The organism is Micromonospora parva (assembly GCF_040649675.1).
Taxonomy (GTDB): Bacteria; Actinomycetota; Actinomycetes; order Mycobacteriales; family Micromonosporaceae; genus Micromonospora; species Micromonospora parva.
Map to the genome: position 1 here is coordinate 25393 of NZ_JBEZFX010000020.1, position 20712 is coordinate 46104.

A 20712-nucleotide genomic window follows, 5' to 3' on the forward strand; every position below is an offset into this window, starting at 1 on the left:
TTCTCGCTTAAATAGCGCTCAGCGATTGCCTGTTCGGCTTTGTGGAGTCGTTTCGATGTCGACTCCGTCTCAATTCTCTGTCTCTCTTCGAAAAACTGTAATCGGCGGCTGCGGCGGCACTCCACCTTCCGGGCCGGTCGGCGGGGCCCGGTCAGCAGCTGTCGCGCGCCTTGCGCAGGAACGCGTCCCGGGAGACGACCTTCGTCGAGTCACGTCCGTGCGGCGCGAGCACCTGGTCCGGCCCGATGCGCGGCAGGTCCGCGAGGGTGAAGTCCACCGAGATGGCGTCACGGCGACTCGACCCGCTGACGCTGTAGGTGACCTCGGGTCGAAGTTCGGTGAGTGGCTCGACGTCCACGTCCATGCCTGCCTCGGCCGCCGGAAGGTCGACAGGGTCAGCGACCTCCCAGCCCTGTGGCGGTTGGCCCAGCAGGGCGACCTCCACGACCTCGGTCGTGGGCCGGCCGGTGACTTTCCACCTGATGAAGGGGTGAGCGGACGCATCGTTGGGGTGGTCGTTCTCGAACACGTCGAGCTGAGCGAAATCGTCGTCGCAGGTGACCAGCACGCCGACCGGTCGGCCATCCTGGACGGCGAGAGCGACCAGCGGCTCATCCGCCGGGGTGCAGGCGGTCAGCAGGAGGAGGGGGAGCGGTAGCAGAATCCATTGACGTCGTCTTCTCCGCATGTCGGCAGCATTCCATGGCACCATCACGCTTCGTTGTCCCGCGGGTCACGAAAGGGCGGCGCACCGGCGGCCGTCTCCGCCGGACGGTCCCACCTTCGTTGCGTGATTCCCGAGAAACAGCGCACCGCGTCGTCGACGCGGAGAGAATTGCCGCCACGGAGAACACGAAGGCCGGGGGACGGTGGATGGGGATACGAAGGCGCATGGCGCTGGTGGCGGTGACCGTCGCGGCGACACCTCTGGTCCTCGGCGGGTGCACCGCCGAGCGGAAGCCTGCCGCCCGCCCCGCCGAGCGCGTGGCCCCGGCGCCGGAGTTGACCGTCGCGCCCGCCGACCTGTCCCGGGACGTGCCGCTCAGCGCCGAGGTGGTGCCGCTCGTCACGGGCGGGAAGATCACCGCCGTACGCCTGGTCGACGAGACCGGCGCGCTGGTCAGTGCGGAGCCACGGGAGGACCGCTCGGCCTGGGTGCCGACCGCTGCGCTGCGGCCGCGGCACACCTACACCGCGATGGTGACCGCCACCGCCGACTCCGGGCGGACCACCACCCGCACCACCACCTTCACCACTGCGGCGGCGTCGACGAAGCCGCAGGTGACCAGCACGCTGTCCATCGCCGACAAGCGGACCTACGGCACGGCCATGCCGGTGACCATCGGCTTCGAGCCACCCATCGCCCGCGAGGCCCGCGCCGACGTGCAGCGTCGGTTGTTCGTCACCACGAACCCACCCCAGCCGGGGGTGTGGTCCTGGGTGGACGACGGCAGTCAGGTCTACTACCGGGCTCGCGACCTCTGGCGGCCGGGCACGACCATCAGTGTCCGGGCCGGCCTGGCGGGTCTGCCGATCGGCGGGAGTCACATCGGTGACGCCGACCGCACCGCGACGTCCCGGATCGGACGGCAGGTGGCGCTCGACATCGACAACGCCACCAAGCAGATGCGCGTGCTGCGCGACGGCAAGCTGATCCGCACGATCCCGGTCAGCCTGGGCAAGCGGGGCACCCCCACGTCCAGCGGCAAGATGGTGATCATGGAGAAGCACCAGCAGACCACGTTCGACACGCGCGGCGAGCCGAACGGCGGCTACGTGGTGGACGTCGCTGACGCCCAACGGCTCACCTGGGGCGGCGAGTTCATCCACGGGGCGCCCTGGTCGGTGTCGGATCAGGGACACCGGAACGTCTCGCACGGCTGCACGAACATCTCGCCGGCCAACGCCGACTGGCTGATGGGCGTCACCCAGGTCGGTGACCTGGTCACCGTCACCGGCACCGAGGTCCGGCTCCAGCCGGGCAACGGCTGGACGGCCTGGAACACCAGTTGGGCCCAGTTCATCAAGGGCAGCGCACTACCCGTACCCACGGATCTTCGAGCGGCGCCGCCGGCCCGCGCGGTAGCGGACGGTGCACCGACGCCGGGGCCGTCCGCCGCCGGCGGCTGAACCAACCGGCGTCCGGCGGCGGACGCACCGCTTGTCCGGCGGCTCTACCCTCCGGGCCATGACGTACGAGCCGATGATGGTGCCCGGCCCGAGGCCCAACCGGACGCTTCGAACCGTCCTGATCGTCGTCGGCGCCCTGCCGGCGGTGTGCTGCGTTACTTCGCCCGGGTCCAGGGCGCGCAGTTGAAGGTCCGCAGTTATGAGATCACCGGGGTGAACGTCAGCAACTACAACGGTCGGGTCACCGCGACCGCCCACATCGAGGCGGTCCAGGAGGTCACCGGCGCGCAGTTCAGCCAGGTGATGACGCTGGTCAAGGAAAACGGCGAGTGGCGCGTCTGCCAGTGAGGCACCGCGCCGTCGCGGGTCCACCTGACGGCCTCCGGGCCGGTTGGGGACGAGCCGTACGCGAGCTACGGTGAAACCTGACGTTCATGTGAGGGGCGAGGTTGGGTGACTGGCGTCACCAGCCGGGGGAGGGGTCCATGCGGATCGGGGAACTCGCCACGAAGACCGGGGTGTCGGTACGAGCCCTGCGCTACTACGAGGAGCAGGGCCTGCTGACCGCCGCCCGGAGCGGTGGCGGCCAGCGCCACTACCTCGACGAGGCCATCGACCGGGTACGCCTGATCCAGATGCTGTACGCCGCCGGCCTGTCCAGCCGGACCATCCTGGACCTGCTGCCCTGCGTCGACGCGAAGGTCAACACACCGCAGTCGCGGGCCATGCTCCGCGCCGAACGCGACCGCATCGAGCGGCAGATCACCCAACTCCAGCAGGCGCGCGAGCGGCTCGACAGGGTCATCGCGCTCAGCGAGGGCCCGGCCAGCGGTTGCGCCTACACGGACACCGGTACACCGGACTCGTAGCGGCGCCGGTGGTCGGCGGTCAGCTCGCTGCCAGCGCCGGGATGCCGTAGTGCTGGTCGAGGACCTGTATCGCGGCTCCCGCGGCGATCACGTCCGCGCCCAGGCTGGACACTGTCACCCTCGTGCTGAGCCAGGCCGCACGCCGTGCGTCGGCCTGCACGGCTCCGGTGACCGCCGAGAGGTAGGTCTGCGGGTGCCGGAGGAGGTCCGCGCCCGCCAGCACCACGTGCGCGAGGTCGAGGGTCTGGAGCAGGTTGACCACGCCCACGGCCAGCACCCGGGCGGCGTGTGCGACGTCCCCGGCCTCGGCGGCGTGCTGGTGCACGATCTCCAGGCACCCGTGCCGGCCGCAGACGCAGCGGGGCCCGGTCAGGTCGACGACGGTGTGGCCGAATTCGCCCGCGTTGGTGTGCGCCCCACGGTGGGTCGCGCCGCCCAGCCGGAAGCCCGCGCCGATGCCGGACTCGACCATGATGAGGGCCGCGTCGCCGAACGTCGCGCCGTGCCGCCAGGCCTCCGCCGTGATCCCGGCGGTGACGTCCTTGTCCAGGTGGACGGGGAGGCCCAGGTGCTTCTCGGCGATCTCGCGCAGCGGTACGTCGTGCCAGTGCCGTAGGCCGTGGGCGTCGCGGACCAGGCCGTTGGCGTGGTCGAGTGGGCCGATCATGCCGATGCCCAGCCCGGTGAGCCGGCCCCGTAGGTCGCCGACGCCGGCCATCGTGTCGACGCCGGTGGCCAGGGCGTCGAGGAGCTGCTCCGGGGTGAAGTCGCGGGGCAGTGGGCTGACCGCCGAGTGGTGCACGGTGCCGGCCAGGTCGACCAGGACGAGCCGCAGTGTGCGCCGGGCCACGTGCGCGCCGATGGCGTACCGGCTGTCCGGGACGAGTTCGTAGACGACGGCGGGCTTGCCGATGCCCGGACGTCGGACACCGGCGGGGCGGATCAGGCCGTCGGCGGTCAGCCGGGCGATGACCTTGGAGACCGCCTGTGGCGTCAGGCCGGTGGCCTCGACCACCGTGGCGCGCTCGAAGGTGCCGGCGGTACGCCCCACCGCCATGACCAGTGCCTGGTTGTAGCCGCGCAGGAAGGTGACGTCGGCAGTGACGCGAGTCATCTCACCACCCTATTACGCAACGCTGTTGCTAAATTTTTTCGGTGATCGAATTGAGCAGAGGTCGGCGGTTGGCGGCACTGGCCGCGCTGGCACTGGGTGGCGTCGCGGTCGGCCTGACCGAGTTCGTGGCGATGGGGCTGCTGCCCGACATCGCCCGCGGTCTGCTTCCGCACGAGTACGCGCAGTCGTCGTCGGACGCGGTCGCCCGCGCCGGATGGATGATCACCGCGTACGCGCTCGGTGTGGTCGTCGGCGCGCCGCTGATCGCCGCGTTGAGCGCGCGCCTGCCCCGCAAGAAGCTCGTCCTCGGGCTGCTCGTGCTGTTCGCCGTCGGCACCGTCGCCTCCGCGCTCGCCCCCACCTTCGACCTGGTGCTGGTGGCACGGTTCGCGGCGGCGCTGCCGCACGGCGCGTACTTCGGTGCGGCCGGTCTGCTCGCGGCGACCCTGATGGGCCCCGGCAACGAGGCCCGTGGGTTCGCCACGGTGCTCGGTGGTCTGACCGTGAGCAACCTGGTCGGCGTACCCCTCATCACGCGGCTCGGGCAGGCGGCCGGCTGGCGGGTGGCGTACCTGGTCATCGCCGGCTTCTTCCTGCTCACCCTGCTGGCGGTGCTGGCGGTCGTGCCGGAGGTCGCCGCGGCGGTCGACGGCTCGCCGGCGGCCGAGCTGCGGGCGCTGCGGACCTCGCAGGTCTGGCTGGTCGCCGCGACCGGCGCTGTCGGTTTCGCCGGCTTCTTCGCGGTGAACACCTACATCGCGCCGGTCACCACCGACGTCACCGGTCTCTCCGCCGCGACGGTGCCGTGGGCCCTGGTGGCGGTGGGTCTCGGGATGACCGTCGGCAATGCCCTGGGCGGTTGGTTGGCGGACCGCGACCTGCGGCGCAGCATGGTCATCGGCTTCGTGGCGATGATCGTGAGCATCGCCGTGTTCAGCCTCGTGGCGTCGACCCGCGTCGGTCTGTTCGTGGGCGCGTTCCTGGTCGGCGCGACCAGCCTCTATCTCGGTCCGGTCCTCCAGGCGCGCCTGATCACCGTCGCACCGGGAGCGCAGCTGATGGGCGCGGCGCTCAACCAGTCGGCAATGAACATCGCGAACAGCCTCGGCGCCGCCCTGGGCAGCGTTGCCATCGCCGCCGGCCTCGGTTACCTCGCGCCGGCCCGGGTGGGCGTCGTCCTGGCGGTCGTCGGGTTGGTCCTGGGGCTGGTCAGCTTCGCCGTCGGACGACGACAGCGGGTGCGCGTCCCGGCCACCGTCTGACAACCCCCCGGGCGGGTCCCGGCCATCCTCGCGGTTCGAGGTGGCCGGGCCGCCCCGGGGGACGCCGTCAGAAGTCGTCCACCGTGACCGTCACCCGGTCGGTGCTCGACTTCCAGTTCGGCACGTTGATCACCTCATGGCCACCACCGCGTTGACCCACGGTGATCCGCACCAGGCCGAGGTGTGCCGGCGTCGCCGGGATGAAGACGTCCATGCCGGTGATGAAGGTCTGGCTGAAGAACTCCGGCAGCGGGGCCGTCAGGTCCGTCACGCCATCGCTGCCGTCGTCGAAGGCGAAGATGCCGATCGTCCGCTTGGCGCGCGGGGTGTTCGCCGCGTTCAGGACATCCCTGCCGTTGATCCAGAGCCGGTCACCGGCGTCGCCCTGGTCGCCCCACCACTCCTTCTGCCGTTGGATGGTGAGCGCCGTGTGCCGGTCGCTGGTGTCGACCAGGGCGCTGAGGCCCTCGCCCGGCACGCTGGTCGCGAGGCGAACGAACGAGTCCGAGCGCAGGAACGGCTGGAAGTAGAAGTGGTGCGTCGCCGCGCCGGGGCGCACGATGGCGAACTCGTAGCGGGCCGTGGCGAGCACCGGGAGCGGGCCGAACGAGCCGTCGCCACCGAGCGACAGCCGATGCGCGGGCCGGTGTGACAGCCGGCCGCCGGTCAGCGGGCTGACCGGGTAGACCTCAAGCGTGGCACCGGTGACGCCGACGTTGCTCGGGAAGAGCACGGCGCGTCCGGAGACCAGGGCGGTGCCGAAGAGCTGGGGCACGATCCGCGTCGTGTGCGGCGCGCGGCCCCGCAGGAACCGGAAGACCTCGGAGAACGACTCCGCCGACGACACGGTCTGGGTGTGCGACTGGTCCGGCAGGTGCACGTTGGTCGCGCCGACGATGGCGCGGGTCGGGTCGCCCTCGCCCCAGATCGCCAGGGTGGGCACACCACCCGGCGGGGCGGCGGCGGTGCGACCGTCCAGGTTGACGTAGTGCGCGACCCGGGCGGCGCGCTCCGGCGAGCTGGTGAGGTAGCCCTGGGTGACGAAGGTGCCCAGCGAGTGCGCGACCAGGTCGACCCGGTCCGCGCCGCTGGCCGCCAGCAGGCGGGAGATCCGCGCGTCGAGTCCCGCGTACAGCTGGGGCAGGACCGCCGCGACGTTCGGGGAGTCGTACTCGTGAGCCTCGATGATGTCGATCGGGTAGCCGTTGCTGGCCAGCCGTTTGGCCTGGGACTCGAACTGGGCCGCCGACCCCGCGCTGCCGTGGATGAAGATCACCGGACGGTACGTCGGTGCGGCGGCGGCTTCGGCGGCGCGGGGGACGGCGACGGCGGACAGGCTGGCGGCGAGGGCCACCCCGACCCCGACCAGCACGGAGAGCAGTCTCCGGCGAGATGTGTGCATCGATCCTCCACCTGACGGACGAAGTATTTGCACTGCTAGCGCAAGTATCGTGTCAGGGTGTGGCGCGATGGTCCACACCGCACGGTCCGCCGACCCGGGTCGGACGCCCCGTCCGTACACCGAGCCCCTGGACGCGTCGGTCGACACGGCGTCAGCTGGCAGACACAGGTCGTTGCCGTTCGTTTGGTTGTGCGACGATCGGCGGGCATCACGTCGAACGACCGTCCACCGGCCTGCCCCGCGCACGGACGCGGGCAGTGACCGGGGAGGGCACACACCTCGTTACCCCCTTGGAGAGCACGATGTCCCTCTCCCCATCCCGGGTCTTCGCTGAGCTGAACGCGGCTCGACCCCCTGACCAGCCGGCACCGACGATGGGAAGGGCCGTCGTGGTCGGCGGCAGCGTCGCCGGTCTGCTCGCCGCCCGGGTGCTGTCCGACCACGCCGACACCGTCGTCATCATCGACCGGGACGACCCGCAGGTGACCGGCGCGCGTCCCGGCGTACCCCAGGGGACGCAGCTGCACGCGCTGCTGCCCGGCGGCCTCTTCCAGCTGGAGCGGCTGTTTCCCGGTTTCCGCGACGAGGCACTGGCACGCGGCGCGATCGAGGCGCCGCCCACGGCCCGACGCAACTACCTCGACGGGCGGCTGAAGGTCGTCGTCCCCGACGACGCCGACAGCCTGGCGGGCAGTCGGCCGCTGCTGGAGGGCCTGATCCGAAAGCAGGTGCTCCGACTGCCCAACGTCAAGACGATCACCGCCCGTGCGACCGGCCTCACGTTCGACGACGACGCGGTCACCGGGGTCCGGTGCGAGGTCGCCAGGGTGCCCGGTGTCGAGCGCGGCGACCTCGTGGTGGACGCCATGGGGCGGTCCAGCAAACTGTCCGACTGGCTGGAGCGGGCCGACTGGGAGCGACCGGTCACCCGGCGGATGACAGTGCACCTCAACTACGCGACCGCCCTGTTCCGTCGTCCGGAGCCCACCCCGGCCTCCACCGTCGTGCTGGCCCTGAACACACCGGGAACGGGGCTGGACGTGGCCGGGGCGGCGTTCTTCGCCATCGAGGACGGCCGGTGGATGGCCATGATGGCCGGTTACGGCGACGACCGTCCGGGCCGCACCGCGGAGGACTTCGTCCGCCGCCTGCGGGAGCAGTTCCCACCGGAGTTCGGCGAGGTCGCCGACCAGGAGATGATCGGCGACGTCCAGACCTACCACCACGCCGACAGCCGGCGACGGGACTTCCACGCGCTCAAGCGGTTCCCGGCCGGCCTGGTCAGCGTCGGCGACGCGGTCGCGTCGTTCAACCCGGTGTACGGGCAGGGCATGACGGCGGCGGCCCTGCACGCGGCGTGCCTGTCGACGTACCTCCGGTCCCACCCGGACCTGCGGGCGCCCGCGCGCCACTACCTCGCGCTCCAGAAGGTCGTGGTCGACGCCGCCTGGTCACTGTCGACCTCGGCGGACCTGGCGTTGCCCCACGTCGACGGGCCCTACCCTCGCGGCCACCGGCTCTCCAGCTGGGCCAGCCGGCAGGTCATCGCCGCGACAGTCACCGACGTGCCGACCGCGCGACGGTTCAACGACGTCGTCTCCATGCGCGAGCACCCCAGCTCACTGGCCCGGCCGAGCGTGCTGCTGGGCGCACTGCGGGCCAACCGTCGCGCCCACTGAGCGGTGCCCAGCGACCTCGTCGCGAGGCCGCTGGATGGTGCCCGGCGGCCTCGTCGCGAGGCCGCCGGGACGGCCCTAGCGGGGGAGCTTGCGGAGGATGTCGACCACGAAGCGGTGGTCGTCCAGCTGCGGCAGCCCGGAGACACCGACCCAGCCCACGACGCCGGTGCCGCGCACCCGCAGGGGCAGCGCGCCCCCGGCCGCCGCGTACCGCGAGGCCGGCAGGCCGAACCGCTCGGCCAGCGTCACCTGCTTGTCCTGGCACAGTCGGGCCATGTAGAGCGACGAGTGCTCGAACCGCATCACCACCCGGCCCTTGCGGCGCAGCCACGCGTCGTTGTCCGCCGTCGACCCCGGCAGACCACAGTGGAACAGCTGCCGTCCGGCCCGCCACACGCCCACCGAGACCGGCAGCCGCTGCTCGGTGGCGGCGGTGACGGCGAGCATCCCCAGCTCGTACGCGTCGGTCTCGGACAGGCCCGCGAGCTCCAGCTCGCTCTCCTCGCGCAGCAGCTCGTCAAGCGTCGGCCACGATGCACTGTCAGCTGACATGTCTCTTCTCCTCATGGTGCAGAGGCGATCATCGGTCGATCACCAGGCGCAGGGCGCGTAGTCCTTCAGGAAACAGCCGTACAGGTCCTCGCCCTGCTCGCCGCGGACGATCGGGTCGTACACCCGGGCCGCGCCGTCGACCAGGTCCAGCGGGGCGTGGAAGCCCTCGTCGGCCAGCCGCATCTTCGTCGGGTGCGGGCGTTCGTCGGTGATCCAGCCGGTGTCGACGCTGGTCATCAGGATGCCGTCGGTCAACATCTCCTCGGCGCTGGTGCGAGTCAGCATGTTCAACGCCGCCTTGGCCATGTTGGTGTGCGGATGCCCCGGCCCCTTGTAACCGCGGCCGAACTGGCCCTCCATGGCCGACACGTTCACCACGTACTTGCGCCGGGCCGACGCGGCGGCCATCGCCGGGCGCAGCCGGCTGACCAGCACGAACGGCGCGGTGACGTTGCACAGCTGCACCTCGAGCAGCTCGACCGGATCGACCTCCTGCACGCGCTGGACCCAGCTGTTGACCGAGTCGAGGTCGGGCACCAGCCCGCCGGCGTCGATGGCGGTGGACGCCGCGATCCGGTCCGGTGAGGCCGAGCCGCTGGTCAGTGCCAGCGCGGTCAACGCGTGCGGGGTGAGCGCTGTCGACTGGGGCCCGGCGGTCAGGCTGCCCACCGGGCCGCCCGGGCCGTCCGGCTTGGCGAACGTGAGCAGCTCCGGCAGCGGACCGTCCGGCAGGGCCGCCGCCTCCGCGGCGATCAGTTGCGCGTACGCCCCGGGGGACCGGCGGACGGTCTGCGCCGCGTTGTTGATCAGGATGTCGAGAGGGCCCTGGCTGCTGACGTCGTCGGCGAGGGCGATCACCTGGGCGGGGTCACGCAGGTCGATCCCGACGATGCGCAGCCGGTGCAGCCAGTCCCCGCTGTCCGGCATCGCGGTGAAGCGGCGGACCGCGTCGTGCGGGAACCGGGTCGTCACCGTCGTGTGCGCGCCGTCGCGCAGCAGCCGCAGCGCGATGTACATGCCGATCTTGGCGCGTCCGCCGGTGAGCAGCGCGCGCCGGCCGGTCAGGTCGGTACGGGCGTCGCGGCGCTCCCGGTTGAGCGCGGCGCAGGACGGGCAGAGCTGGTGGTAGAACGCGTCCACCTGGCGGTAGCGCTGTTTGCAGACGTAGCACCCGCGCGGGTTGTGCAGGAAGCCCGCCGTCTCGCCCGCCACCGAGGACGCCAACGGAATGCCCTGCGTCTCGTCGTCGATCCGCCCGGGAGCGCCGGTGGCGGTGGCCTCCGTCACCGCCCGGTCGGCGGCGAGGATGGCGTCGCGCCGCTCCTCCCGCCGCCGCTGCTTGATCACCTTGTAGAGCCGGGCGGTGGCCCGCTGCACCCGCACCACGTCGGGATGGTCGGAGGGAAGTGCCTCCAACTCATCGAAGACGCTGAGGCAGGCCTCCAGCCGGCTCCGGTCAATACCGTGCTGACCGTTTTCGGTAATGTTGTCCACCGTCATGCGTCGTTGTCTCGTCCCGTATCCCGTGCCGGCTCCAGCCGGCCCGCCCCAAGTCCGACCCGAAACGGTACGCGCCTCACGGCCTCCGACGCACCTCGCGCCTGCCCGGCCGGTGCGCGGCGCGGTCAGCTGACGTCGGCCTGGCCGAGACGCCAGTAGCCCATGAAGGCCACCGCCCGCCGGTCCAGCCCCCGCTCGGCGACCAGGTGCCGGCGCAGGGTACGGATGACGCCGGCCTCCCCGGCCAGCCACGCGTACAGCGGCACCGGGGGCACCTCCTCCGGCACCTCCCACAGGATCTCCGTGTCCACGTCCACGTCCGGCACGGGCTGGGCGGCCCTCGACGCCTCGCTGGCCAGCAGCTCCCCGGCCGCGGCGGTGACGGCGGGCACCAGCCGGCTGCCGTACCCGCCGGTGCCCCGAGGTAGCCAGCGGACCTCGACGCCGGGCGGCGCGACCAGCGGCAACACGTCGGCCGCTTCCGGCACCTCCAGCACAACAGTGCCGCGGGCGTCCACCGGGAGCCGGGCACAGATGCCGCTGATCGCCGGCACGGCGGTCTCGTCCCCGGCCAACAGCAGGGTGCTGCCGGCCGACTGTCGGAACTCGACCCCGCCGTGGTTGCCGTCGTAGCCGGCGTCCGGCCCGACGAGTGCGATCTCGTCGCCGACGGTGGCCCGCCGGGCCCAGCGCGTCGCCGGGCCACCGTCGCCGTGCAGCACCAGGTCGACGTCGACCTCGGCCAGGTGTGGTCGGACCGCCCGCACCGTGTAGGTACGGATCGGGTTGCGCAGGTGCTCCGGCAGGGCCCGCCACTGCGCGTACCAGTCCGCTCCGTGGGGCAGGGTCGCCGCGCGCTGACCGGCCAGCGGCAGCGCCAACTTGATCCGCTGGTCGTAGCCGTTGTCGGCGAAACGGTCCAGGTCCGCCCCGGTGAAGGTCACCCGGGTGAAGGACGGGCTGAGTCGGCGTACCGCGCGGACGGTGACGGTGAACACGCGCCACGGGGCGATGGGCAGGGTCTCGGTCATGGTGCCTCTCTCGACTCGGGTCGGCGTGCTACCGGGTGGTGCTCGCCACGGCGCGGGAGCGCCACAGCAGCCAGATGAAGTACGGGGTGCCGATCATGGCGGTGACCAGGCCGGCGGGGATCTGGGCCGGAGCGATGACCGTCCGGCCGAGGGTGTCGGCGATGCTGACCAGCGCCGCGCCGAGCAGGGCGGCCACCGGGAGCACCCGGGAGTGTCGGCCGCCGACGAGTGCCCGTGCGGCGTGCGGGGCGACCAGGCCGACGAAGCCGATGACCCCGACGGCCGAGACGGCGGTGGAGGTGAGCAGTGCCGCCGCGCCGAGCGCGATCAACCGGGTGCGTTCCAGGCGGACACCCAGCACCCGGGGGGTGTCGTCGTCCAGTGCCATCAGGTCGAGTTCCCGGCGGGCGGCGACCACGGCCGGGGTGAACACCAGCAGGGCTATCAGCACCGGCAGCACCTGGGCGGGCATCCGGCCGTAGGTGGAGCCGGACAGCCAGGTCAACGCCTTCCCGGTGTTCCACGGGTCGAAGGCGACGACCAGGTACGTGATGACCGCCAGGCCGCCCTGCCAGGCGCCGAAGCCGATCAGCACCAGCCGGTCGGAGCTCAGCCCGCCGCGCCAGGCCAGGCCGTAGACCAGCGCGAACGCCACCATCGCGCCGAGCCCGGCGACGCCGGAGACGGCCCACACACCGGCCAACGGCACGAAGGTGAGCAGCCCGACCGCCCCGAGCCCGGCCCCGGCGGTGATGCCGAGGATGCCCGGCTCGGCCAGCGGGTTGCGGCAGACCGCCTGCACCGTGGTGCCGGCGACCGCGAGCGCCGCGCCGGCCAGGACCGCCGCGGCGACGCGCGGCCACCGCTGGTCCAGCACGAAGGTGTACGCCGGCCCGGTGCTGCCGTTGACCCAGTTGAGCACGTCGCCGAGCAGCACCCAGGTGTCCCCGGCGAGCATGCCGACGGTGACGGCGGCGACGGTCAGGACGGCGCTGAGGGCGACGACGCCGCGGTGGAAGGTGGCGGAGCGGACCGCCGCGTGCCCACCGGGCGGACGACGGGTGGGACCCGCGTCGCGGTGCCGGCGGGCCAGCCAGATGAGGATCGCCGCGCCGAGCATTGTGGTGACCACGCCGGTGGGGATGTCGACACCGGCCTGCCCGCCCAGCACGGCCCGCAGCAGCACGTCGGAGCCGAGCACGATGATGACCCCGGCGATGCCGGACAGCGGCAGCAGGACGCGGTGCCGGTGCACCCCCGGCACCACTGGCGCGAGCAGCCGGACGATCACCGGGGCGCACAGGCCGACGAAGCCGACCGGGCCGGTGAGGGTGACGGCCGCGGCGGACAGCAGCACAGCGAGGACCAGCACGGTGACTCGGGTGCGCCGCACGTCGAGGCCGAGCACGGTGGCGGTGTCGTCGCCGAGGGCGAGAATGTCGAGGCGGTGCCCGAGCAGTACGAGCACGATGACGGCGCCGACGATCACCGGGGCGAGTTGGGTCAGCGAGGTCAGGTCGCTCTGCACCAGCGAGCCGTTCCCCCAGGCGAACAGCCCGATGGTGGCCTGCTCGAACAGGAGCAGCAGCAGTGTCGTCACCGACCCGAGCGCCAGCGCGGTCGCCGAGCCGGCGAGGATCAGTCGGGTGGTGCCGGCCTGCCCACCGGAGGACATCGCCATCACCAGGCCGGCGGCGGCCAGCCCGCCGCAGAAGGCGAGGCCGCCGGCGGGCAGCGCGGGCAGCGAGACGCCGAACGCGGCGAAGGCGACGATCGCCAGGTGGGCGCCCGCGTTGACAGCGAGGGTGTCCGGGGAGGCCAGCGGGTTGCGGGCGATCGACTGCAACGCCGCCCCGGCGAAACCGAGCGCCACCCCGATGGCCAGCCCGGCGAGCAGCCGGGGCAACCGGGAGGCGACCAGGACGCGGGCCGCCTCGTCGTCGGCGCCGGTGGCGAGCCGCAGCAGGTCGAGTGCGCCGACGTTCGAGGTGCCCTGGGTGAGGTGCACCGCGGCGACCACGAGCAGCAGCAGGGCCGCGGCGACGAAGACACCGGCGACGCGGGGCGCGGCGAGGCGTCCGCCCGGAGCCGGCCGGGTGGCCGGCTCCGGGCGTGGGGGCGCGTTCAGCACGCTCACACCGCGTACGTCTTGACGAGTTCGTCGATGTACTGCTTGCCGGAGAGCGGACCGCCGAAGGTCCAGATGCCGTTGGGCATCTTGTGCAGGTTGCCCTGCTTGACGAAGGGCAGCGACGTCCAGATGGCGTTGCCGGCGAGCCCGTCGGCGAACACGTCCTCGCCGTCGGAGGCGTTGTAGAACAGGTGCGTGTTCGGGTCCTTGAGGACGGTCATGCCCTCGACGTCGGTCTGGCCCAGACCCCACACCTCGTCGGTCTTGCCGGTCCAGGCGTTGGTGAGGCCGAGTTGGATGCCGATCTGGGAGACCAGCGCACCTTGGCCGAACATCCGGATGCTGACGGTGCTGCCCTCCTTCCAGCCGTCGGCGATGGCGAACGGGCGGCCGGCGGCCCCCGCGTCCGCGATCTTCTTCTTGCCGTCGGCGATGGCCGTGTCGAAGTCGGCGAGCAGCTTCTGCGCCTCGGTGGTCTTGCCGACCGCCTTCGCGATCATGTTGAGGTCGGTGCGCATCCGGCCGAGGTTGTCGGTGGCGTCACTGCCCTTGGCGACCAGGACGGGCACGAACTTCTCCAGCTGACTGACGATGGCGCCGCCCCGGTCGTCCTCCATCACGACGAGGTCGGGCTGGAGGGCGACGATCGAGTCGACGCTGGGCTCGCCGCGGACGCCGACATCCTTGACGGTCGGGTCGAGCTTCGCGGAGGTGACCCAGGTGCCGTAGCCCTTGGGATCGGCGACACCGACGGGCATGACGCCCAGGCTGACCAGCAGCTCGACCTCGCCCCACTCAAGGCCGACGACCTTGGTCGCCGGCGCCTTGAGGGTGATCTCCTTACCCCGGCTGTCGGTGACGGTGACCGGGCCACCGGACGCCGGGGCGGAGGCCTCGGGGGCGGCGGCGTTCTCGGTGGTGCCGCAGGCGCCGAGTGTCAGCGCGGCCACGACGGCGATGAGGGCGGTGAAACGGGTACGGGTCATGACGGTCTTTCTCTGCTGGGGATGAGGGGTGTTCAGACCAGGGCGCGGATCTGGTGCCGCCCGACGGGGCGGGTGGTGACCAGTCCGCTGACCGGATCGGTGGTCACCTCGATGCGGATGCCGTAGGTCTCGGTGAGGGCGTCCTCGGTGAACACGGTGGCCGGGGTGCCGGTGGCGCGGACCCGGCCCTGGTGCAACAGGACCACCTCGTCCGCCACGGCCGCCGCCTGGTTGAGGTCGTGCAGCACGACGCCGACGGCGACGCCGTGATCGTCCGCGAGGTCACGGACCAGGTCGAGGATCTCCACCTGGTACCGCAGGTCGAGGAACGTGGTGGGCTCGTCGAGGAGCAGGACCGGGGTGTCCTGGGCGAGGCAGGTGGCCAACCACACCCGCTGCAACTCGCCTCCGGACAGTTCGTCGACCGGGCGATCGGCCATCGTGGCGACGCCGGTGACGTCCATGGCACGTGCGATGGCGGCGGGACCGTCCGGGTCCTCAGTGCGCCAGCGCCCCCGGTAGGGGTGGCGGCCGTAGCCGACGACGTCGCGGACGGTGACCCCGCTGGGCACCGGCCGGCTCTGGGCGAGCAGGGTGACCCGCCGGGCGAACTCCCGGGCGGCGAGACCGGCGGCGGTGACGCCGTCGGCGAGGTGCACCGTGCCGGCCTCGATCGGGTGCAGCCGGGCCAGGGCCCGCAGCAGGGTGGACTTGCCGCTGCCGTTGGGCCCCACGAGTGCGGTGACGGCGCCCTCGCGGAGGTCGATCACGGCACCGTGCACCACCGGCACACCGTGATAACCCAGACGGAGGTCGACGCCGGACAGGCGGCAAGCTCCGTTGGCCGACGCCAACTCGTTCTGCATGAGGTTAGGCTAACCTAACCAAACGATCACCTGTCAAGCCGGTCGTGGGCGCGTGACCAGCCGGGCGCACCGGTGGTCATCGGGTCCGTGCGCACGTGGGGGATGCTGGGTCCGTGCAGATCGCGACCCTCGGCCCCCTGGCCGTCGACGGCCAGCCCGTTCGGGGTGAACGGCTCGCGGCGGTGCTCCGCGCGCTCGTCGACGCGCGCGGGCGGGCGGTCTCCGTCACCCTGCTCGTGGACGCCGTCTGGGACGGCGCGCCACCCGACGACGCGACAGGCGCCGTCCAGGCGCTCGTGTCCCGGGTACGCCGCCTCGGCTTGCCAGTGGTCGCGGTGCCGGGCGGATACCGGTTGCCCGCCGAGGAGATCACCGTCGACGCGGTCGAGGCGCGCGCGCTCACCGACCAGGCGCGCACCGTGCTCCGGTGCGGTGACGTCCGGGCCGCCCGGGGCCTGGCCGATCAGGCCCGTGCCCTGTTCCCCGAGGTGCCGGAGTTGGTCGGCGCCGAGGACACCCGCCTGTTCGCCGACGTCGCCGCGCTGCGCGCCGAGGCGGCACTCGCCGGCGTGGGCCCGTTCGACGAGGCCGACCTGGGCCGGCTCGTCGCGCGTACGCCACCGGACGAGCCGTCCGCCGCCCTGCTCGTGCGGGTGCTGGCCGCCCAGGGGCGGGAGGCGGAGGCGCTGGAGCTGGTCGAGCGGCTGCGCGCCGAGCTGGCCGACCGGTACGGCACCGACCCGTCACCGGTGATCACCGCCGCCCACCTGGCGTTGCTGCGCGGGGAACTCACCGCCCCGCCCGTCGCCACGCCACCCCGGCAACCGGCGCGGATCACGCTGCCCGCCGCGTGGCGTCGTCCGATGGCAGCCCTCGTCGGGCGGGAGGGGGACGTCGAGACCATCACCGGCGCTCTCACCGAGGCACCCGTCGTGACGATCGTGGCGACCGGCGGGGCGGGCAAGACCCGGCTCGCCGCCGAGGTGGCCAGGCGTACGGCGGCGGCCGGACGGGCGGTGCGCGTGATCGAACTCGCCGGCCTGCGCTCGCCGGACGAGGTGCTGCCCACTGTGCTCGCCGCGCTCGGTGGCGCGGACACCACGGCGACCGGCGGCAACCTGGGTCTGGAACGTCGGGTCCTCAACCCCGGGGAGCGGCTGCGTGCCGTCGCGCCGGACCTGGACGGGTTGCTGGTGCTGGACAACTGCGAGCACGTGCTCGACGCGGTGGCCGTCGTCGTCGCGGACCTGGTGGCCGCGGCCTCGCCGGAGGTCGCGGTGCTCGCGACGAGCCGCGCCCCACTGGGCCTGGTCGGCGAGTTGGTGCACCGGCTGACCGCGCTGCCGGACCCCGACGCGCTCGCGCTCGTCGAGTCGCGGGCACGGGCCGGCGGCGCCGTGCCCACCTGGGATACCGAACGGGCGCTCGTCCTGTGCCACCGGCTCGACAACCTGCCGCTGGCGCTCGAACTGGCCGCCGCGCGACTGCGGCACATGCCGATCGACGACGTGCTCGCCGGGCTGACCAACCGGTTCGCGCTGCTCGACGACGCCCTGCGGGGTCTACCCGAGCGGCACGCCAGCCTGTGGGCGCTGGTCGACTGGAGCCGGGAACTGCTCGCCGAGGACGACCGCGACCTGCTCCAGCGGGTAGCTGTCATTCCCGCGCCGTTCACCGCGGACCTCGCCGCCGCCGTCGCGCAGGTCCCGGACGTCCGTCGCGGCCTGGCGACCCTTGTGGAGCAGTCCCTGCTGACCCTGGTCGAGGGGGACGGTCCGCCCCGCTACCGGATGCTCGAAACGGTCCGTGAGTACGGCGAAGCCCGGCTGGACGCGGCCGGCGACCGGGGCCGGGCCATGGCCGGCCTGGTCGGCTGGGCGCGGGAACAGGCCGTCGCGCTCGCCGGCCGCTTCATCGGACCTGACCAGGTGGAGGCGCTGCACCGGTGCGCCGCCGAGCAGGACAACCTGGTCGCGGGCCTGCGCTGGGCGATGCGGGAGGACGACGAGCCCGCCTCGGTCGACGTCGCCACCGCGCTGTTCCACCTCTGGTCGGTGCGCGGCCTGCACCTTGAGGTCCTGGGCTGGGCGCGCGGACTGCTGCACATCGACGACCCCCGGCGGCGGCTGCGGTCGGCGATCCTGCGGGGTGCGGCCAGCGGCCGGCCACTGCCCAACGCCGACCGGCTGGCCTGGACGTGCGTGGTGATCAGCGTGAACGCCGGCATCAGCGCCGACCTGCGGCCCGCCGTGCTCGCCCGCCGGGCCCTGCGGTTGGTCCAGGCCGAACGACCCGCCGAGGTGTCTTCCCGGCTGACCGCCCTCGCGGCGGCGCTGCCCGGCTTCGACACGTCCGACCTGGAGCAGAGCCTGAAGAACGCGACCGAGCTGGTCGCCCACCCGGACCCGTACGTGCAGGGGCTCGGGTTGTTCGCACGCGCGGCGGTACGCGAGAACGGCGGCCAGCCGGAAGCGTCGATCAGTGACGCCGAGCAGGCGTACCACCGCTTCGAGGTGGTCGGCGACCACTGGGGCATGGCGATGGCGGCAGGTGCCGTCGGGCAGTTCCTGGTCCCGGGCGGAGACGCCCGGTCGGCCGAGTGGCTGACGCGCAGCGTGCACCACATGGAGCTGGTCGGCGCCGCGCAGGACGCGCGGTCGATCCGGCTCCGACTGGACGTGCAGCTCGCCCTCACCGGCGACGCGGAGGCGGAACGGCGACTGGGCGAGACCGCCACACCGGGCCAGGCCGACCAGATGGACGCCGCGCAGGCGGTGCTCGGCCTGGGGCACCTCGCCTGGCAGCGCGGGCGCTACGACGAGGCGCTCACCCACGTCGACGAGATGACCCGCATCCTCGCCGGTTGGGCCGGGCCGCAGCCACAGCCGCGGGCGATGCTCCGGGCCGCGGCGGCCGTCCTCTGCCTGCGGGTTGCCGAGGCGCGACCGGCGTCGGGTGACGACCCGGCCGTCCAGGCGACCGCGATGCTGTCGCTCACCCGCGACGACGCGCTCAACTCACGGGACCTGCCGGTGATCGGGGCGTGGGCGTCGGGCGGCGCGGAACTCGCGGCGTACCGGGGCGACGCCGACACCGCCCGCGAACTGTCAGTCCTCGCCAAGCGGATCGGCACCCACATCGAGATGTTCTTCCCCACCGGGATCAGCGAACGGCTCAACGCCATCCTCGGGGACGAGGAGCAGCGTGAGCCGTTGCTGACCGGGTGGCGCGAGCGGCCGCCCGCCGCGGCCGTCAACCGGATCCGCGAACTGATGGACGACCTGCTCGCCTGACTCAGATCTTCTTGCGGTACGCCCGCAGCGCCAACGGCATGAACAGCGCCACGAAGCCGGCGCACCAGGCGAGCGTCCACCACACGTGTGAGCCGAGCGGGGTGCCGAGGAACAGCCCGCGTACCGACGCCACCAGGTGGGTCATCGGGTTGACGTCCACGAACGTCCGCATCCAGCCCGGCAGGGTGTCCGCGTCGACGAACACGTTCGACGCGAAGCTCAGCGGCATGATCAGCGCGAACATCAGACCCTGGACGGCGCCCGGCGTGCGCACCTTCATCGACACCAGCACCGGCAACCAGCTCAGGCAGAGCGCGAACAGCACCGCGAGCAGACATCCGGCGACCGCCCGGAACGGGTCGGTCTCGATCCGGAAACCCATCACGTAGCCGATCGCGAGGGTCGACACGGTGACGATGACGTACCTGACGACGTCGCCGAGGACCGCGCCGACAAGTGGCGCGGAGCGGGGGATCGGCAACGACCGGAACCGGTCGAAGATGCCCTTGGCGATGTCGGTGTTGAGGTTGACGCCGATCGCGATGGCGCCGGTGGCGATCGTCTGCGCCAGGATGCCGGGCAGCAGGAACTGCAGGTAGTCGTGGGTCGAGCCGGCGACCGCGCCGCCGAAGATGTACACGAAGATGACGAGGAACAGCACCGGCTGCACTGTGACGTCGATGAGCGCCTCGGGCGTACGCCAGGTCTTGATGAGGCTGCGCTTCGCGAGCGCCAACGAGTGCCGGACCAGCCGCAACGGCCGTGGGTTCGGGGCGGTCGTCGACAGCCCGCGGCGGGTCGTGGGCGCTGTGTCGGTGAGGGTGCTCATGCCGCGACCTCCGTGGGGCGGGTGGTGTCGTCGTCGGACGCCGTACGCCCGGTGAGGGTGAAGAACACCTCGTCAAGGCTCGGCAGGTGCAGGGAGAGTTCGGTGACGGCGATGCCGGCGGTGGCGAACCGCGCGACGCTCTCGGTCAGGGCCGCGTCGTCGCTGACCGGCACCGCGAGCACGCCCTTGCGGATCTCGTCGGCCTGCGCGCCGGAACCGACCCGGGTCAGGATCTCCGCGGTACGGGGCAGGTGCGCCGGGTCGGACGGGCGAACCTCCAGGGTCTGCCCGCCGACCACCCGCTTGAGCCCTTCCGGGGTGTCGTGCGCGATGACCCGGCCGTGGTCGATCACCGTGATCGCGTCGGCGAGCGCGTCGGCCTCCTCCAGGTACTGGGTGGTGAGCAGCACCGTCGAGCCATTGTTGACGAGCGACCGGACCACGTCCCACATGTCCTCGCGCTTGGCCGGGTCGAGCCCGGTCGTCGGCTCGTCCAGAAAGATCACGTCGGGGGAGCCGACCAGGCTGGCGGCCAGGTCCAGCCGCCGCCGCATGCCGCCGGAGTAGGTCTTCGCCGGCCGGTTCGCGGCGTCGGTCAGGTCGAACCAGTCGAGCAGTTCGGCGGCCCGTCGCCGGGCACCCGAGCGGCCCAGCTCCAGCAGGGTGCCGAACAGCTCCAGGTTCTGCCGGCCGGTCAGGTCCTCGTCGACCGAGGCGTACTGGCCGGTGAGGCCGATGCTCTGCCGAACGCGCTCGGCGTCCCGGACCACGTCGAAACCGCTGATCCGGGCGGTTCCGCCGTCCGGGGTGAGCAGGGTGGAGAGGATGCGCACGGCGGTGGTCTTGCCGGCGCCGTTGGGGCCGAGCACCCCGAGCACCGTCCCGCGGGGTACGGCGAGGTCCACGCCCTGAAGCGCCCTCGTCTTCCCGAATGTCTTCACGAGGCCCTCGGCCTCGATCACCAGGTCAGCTGTCATGCGCCGAGTCTGCGCGGGCCGGCTGACACCGCCCTGACACGCCACCGACATGGGCTGACATCGGGCGCGCGGGTGAGGGCGGCCGGGGCCC

17 protein-coding genes are annotated in these 20712 nt (G+C 72.4%); 6 read left to right on the forward strand and 11 right to left on the reverse strand.

Going from position 1 to position 20712, the window contains the following annotated elements:
• Positions 1 to 151: 151 nt before the first annotated feature.
• Positions 152 to 688 (reverse strand): hypothetical protein, encoded by a 537-nt coding sequence (locus AB0C03_RS31805; RefSeq protein ID WP_357640967.1) that lies wholly within the window; start codon positions 686 to 688, stop codon positions 152 to 154.
• A 185-nt stretch (positions 689 to 873) separates the two neighbouring features.
• On the opposite strand from AB0C03_RS31805, the gene AB0C03_RS31810 reads away from it, so the two are divergent.
• From AB0C03_RS31810 to AB0C03_RS31820, 3 genes are all read left to right on the forward strand, one after another.
• Positions 874 to 2130, forward strand: coding sequence for a L,D-transpeptidase (locus AB0C03_RS31810; protein ID WP_247681205.1), 1257 nt, complete (start codon positions 874 to 876; stop codon positions 2128 to 2130).
• Positions 2131 to 2277: 147 nt separating this feature from the next.
• A complete protein-coding gene (locus tag AB0C03_RS31815) occupies positions 2278 to 2478 on the forward strand; it encodes a nuclear transport factor 2 family protein (RefSeq protein WP_357640970.1) in 201 nt (66 codons plus the stop codon).
• A gap of 137 nt (positions 2479 to 2615) precedes the next feature.
• Positions 2616 to 2999, forward strand: a complete 384-nt coding sequence (locus tag AB0C03_RS31820; RefSeq protein ID WP_030337651.1) for a MerR family transcriptional regulator — start codon at positions 2616 to 2618, stop codon at positions 2997 to 2999.
• Between the two features lie 19 nt (positions 3000 to 3018).
• Here the strand turns inward: AB0C03_RS31820 and AB0C03_RS31825 are convergent, their stop codons facing one another.
• The gene (locus AB0C03_RS31825; protein ID WP_210859827.1) at positions 3019 to 4113 is read right to left on the reverse strand and encodes an ROK family transcriptional regulator; all 1095 of its coding nucleotides are present in this window, start codon (positions 4111 to 4113) and stop codon (positions 3019 to 3021) included.
• Between the two features lie 41 nt (positions 4114 to 4154).
• On the opposite strand from AB0C03_RS31825, the gene AB0C03_RS31830 reads away from it, so the two are divergent.
• Positions 4155 to 5375 (forward strand): MFS transporter, encoded by a 1221-nt coding sequence (locus tag AB0C03_RS31830; RefSeq protein WP_036412593.1) that lies wholly within the window; start codon positions 4155 to 4157, stop codon positions 5373 to 5375.
• A 67-nt stretch (positions 5376 to 5442) separates the two neighbouring features.
• Here AB0C03_RS31830 and AB0C03_RS31835 read toward each other — a convergent pair whose 3' ends face one another.
• Positions 5443 to 6777, reverse strand: a complete 1335-nt coding sequence (locus AB0C03_RS31835) for an alpha/beta hydrolase (RefSeq protein ID WP_357640974.1) — start codon at positions 6775 to 6777, stop codon at positions 5443 to 5445.
• Positions 6778 to 7079: 302 nt separating this feature from the next.
• On the opposite strand from AB0C03_RS31835, the gene AB0C03_RS31840 reads away from it, so the two are divergent.
• Positions 7080 to 8456, forward strand: coding sequence for an FAD-dependent oxidoreductase (locus AB0C03_RS31840; RefSeq protein WP_210866862.1), 1377 nt, complete (start codon positions 7080 to 7082; stop codon positions 8454 to 8456).
• Positions 8457 to 8531: 75 nt separating this feature from the next.
• On the opposite strand, the gene AB0C03_RS31845 is transcribed toward AB0C03_RS31840, so the two are convergent.
• From AB0C03_RS31845 to AB0C03_RS31870, 6 genes are all read right to left on the reverse strand, one after another.
• A complete protein-coding gene (locus tag AB0C03_RS31845; RefSeq protein ID WP_030337646.1) occupies positions 8532 to 9008 on the reverse strand; it encodes a heme-degrading domain-containing protein in 477 nt (158 codons plus the stop codon).
• Between the two features lie 39 nt (positions 9009 to 9047).
• The gene (locus AB0C03_RS31850) at positions 9048 to 10508 is read right to left on the reverse strand and encodes an SDR family NAD(P)-dependent oxidoreductase (protein ID WP_210866863.1); all 1461 of its coding nucleotides are present in this window, start codon (positions 10506 to 10508) and stop codon (positions 9048 to 9050) included.
• Between the two features lie 125 nt (positions 10509 to 10633).
• Positions 10634 to 11539, reverse strand: coding sequence for a siderophore-interacting protein (locus AB0C03_RS31855; RefSeq protein ID WP_030337644.1), 906 nt, complete (start codon positions 11537 to 11539; stop codon positions 10634 to 10636).
• Between the two features lie 28 nt (positions 11540 to 11567).
• Positions 11568 to 13667, reverse strand: coding sequence for an iron ABC transporter permease (locus tag AB0C03_RS31860; protein WP_357641033.1), 2100 nt, complete (start codon positions 13665 to 13667; stop codon positions 11568 to 11570).
• A 5-nt stretch (positions 13668 to 13672) separates the two neighbouring features.
• Positions 13673 to 14656 carry an ABC transporter substrate-binding protein gene (locus tag AB0C03_RS31865; RefSeq protein WP_357640980.1) on the reverse strand — a complete coding sequence of 328 codons (984 nt, stop codon included), beginning with the start codon at positions 14654 to 14656 and terminating at the stop codon, positions 13673 to 13675.
• Positions 14657 to 14688: 32 nt separating this feature from the next.
• The gene (locus tag AB0C03_RS31870; protein ID WP_030337641.1) at positions 14689 to 15522 is read right to left on the reverse strand and encodes an ABC transporter ATP-binding protein; all 834 of its coding nucleotides are present in this window, start codon (positions 15520 to 15522) and stop codon (positions 14689 to 14691) included.
• Positions 15523 to 15635: 113 nt separating this feature from the next.
• Between AB0C03_RS31870 and AB0C03_RS31875 the strand changes: the two genes are divergently transcribed.
• A complete protein-coding gene (locus AB0C03_RS31875) occupies positions 15636 to 18815 on the forward strand; it encodes an ATP-binding protein (protein WP_357640984.1) in 3180 nt (1059 codons plus the stop codon).
• 1 nt (position 18816) lies between these two features.
• On the opposite strand, the gene AB0C03_RS31880 is transcribed toward AB0C03_RS31875, so the two are convergent.
• Both AB0C03_RS31880 and AB0C03_RS31885 read right to left on the reverse strand, forming a co-directional pair.
• Positions 18817 to 19644, reverse strand: a complete 828-nt coding sequence (locus AB0C03_RS31880) for an ABC transporter permease (RefSeq protein ID WP_357640987.1) — start codon at positions 19642 to 19644, stop codon at positions 18817 to 18819.
• A complete protein-coding gene (locus AB0C03_RS31885) occupies positions 19641 to 20621 on the reverse strand; it encodes a daunorubicin resistance protein DrrA family ABC transporter ATP-binding protein (RefSeq protein ID WP_030337638.1) in 981 nt (326 codons plus the stop codon). Before AB0C03_RS31885 ends, AB0C03_RS31880 begins: the two co-directional genes overlap by 4 nt.
• Positions 20622 to 20712: the final 91 nt, after the last annotated feature.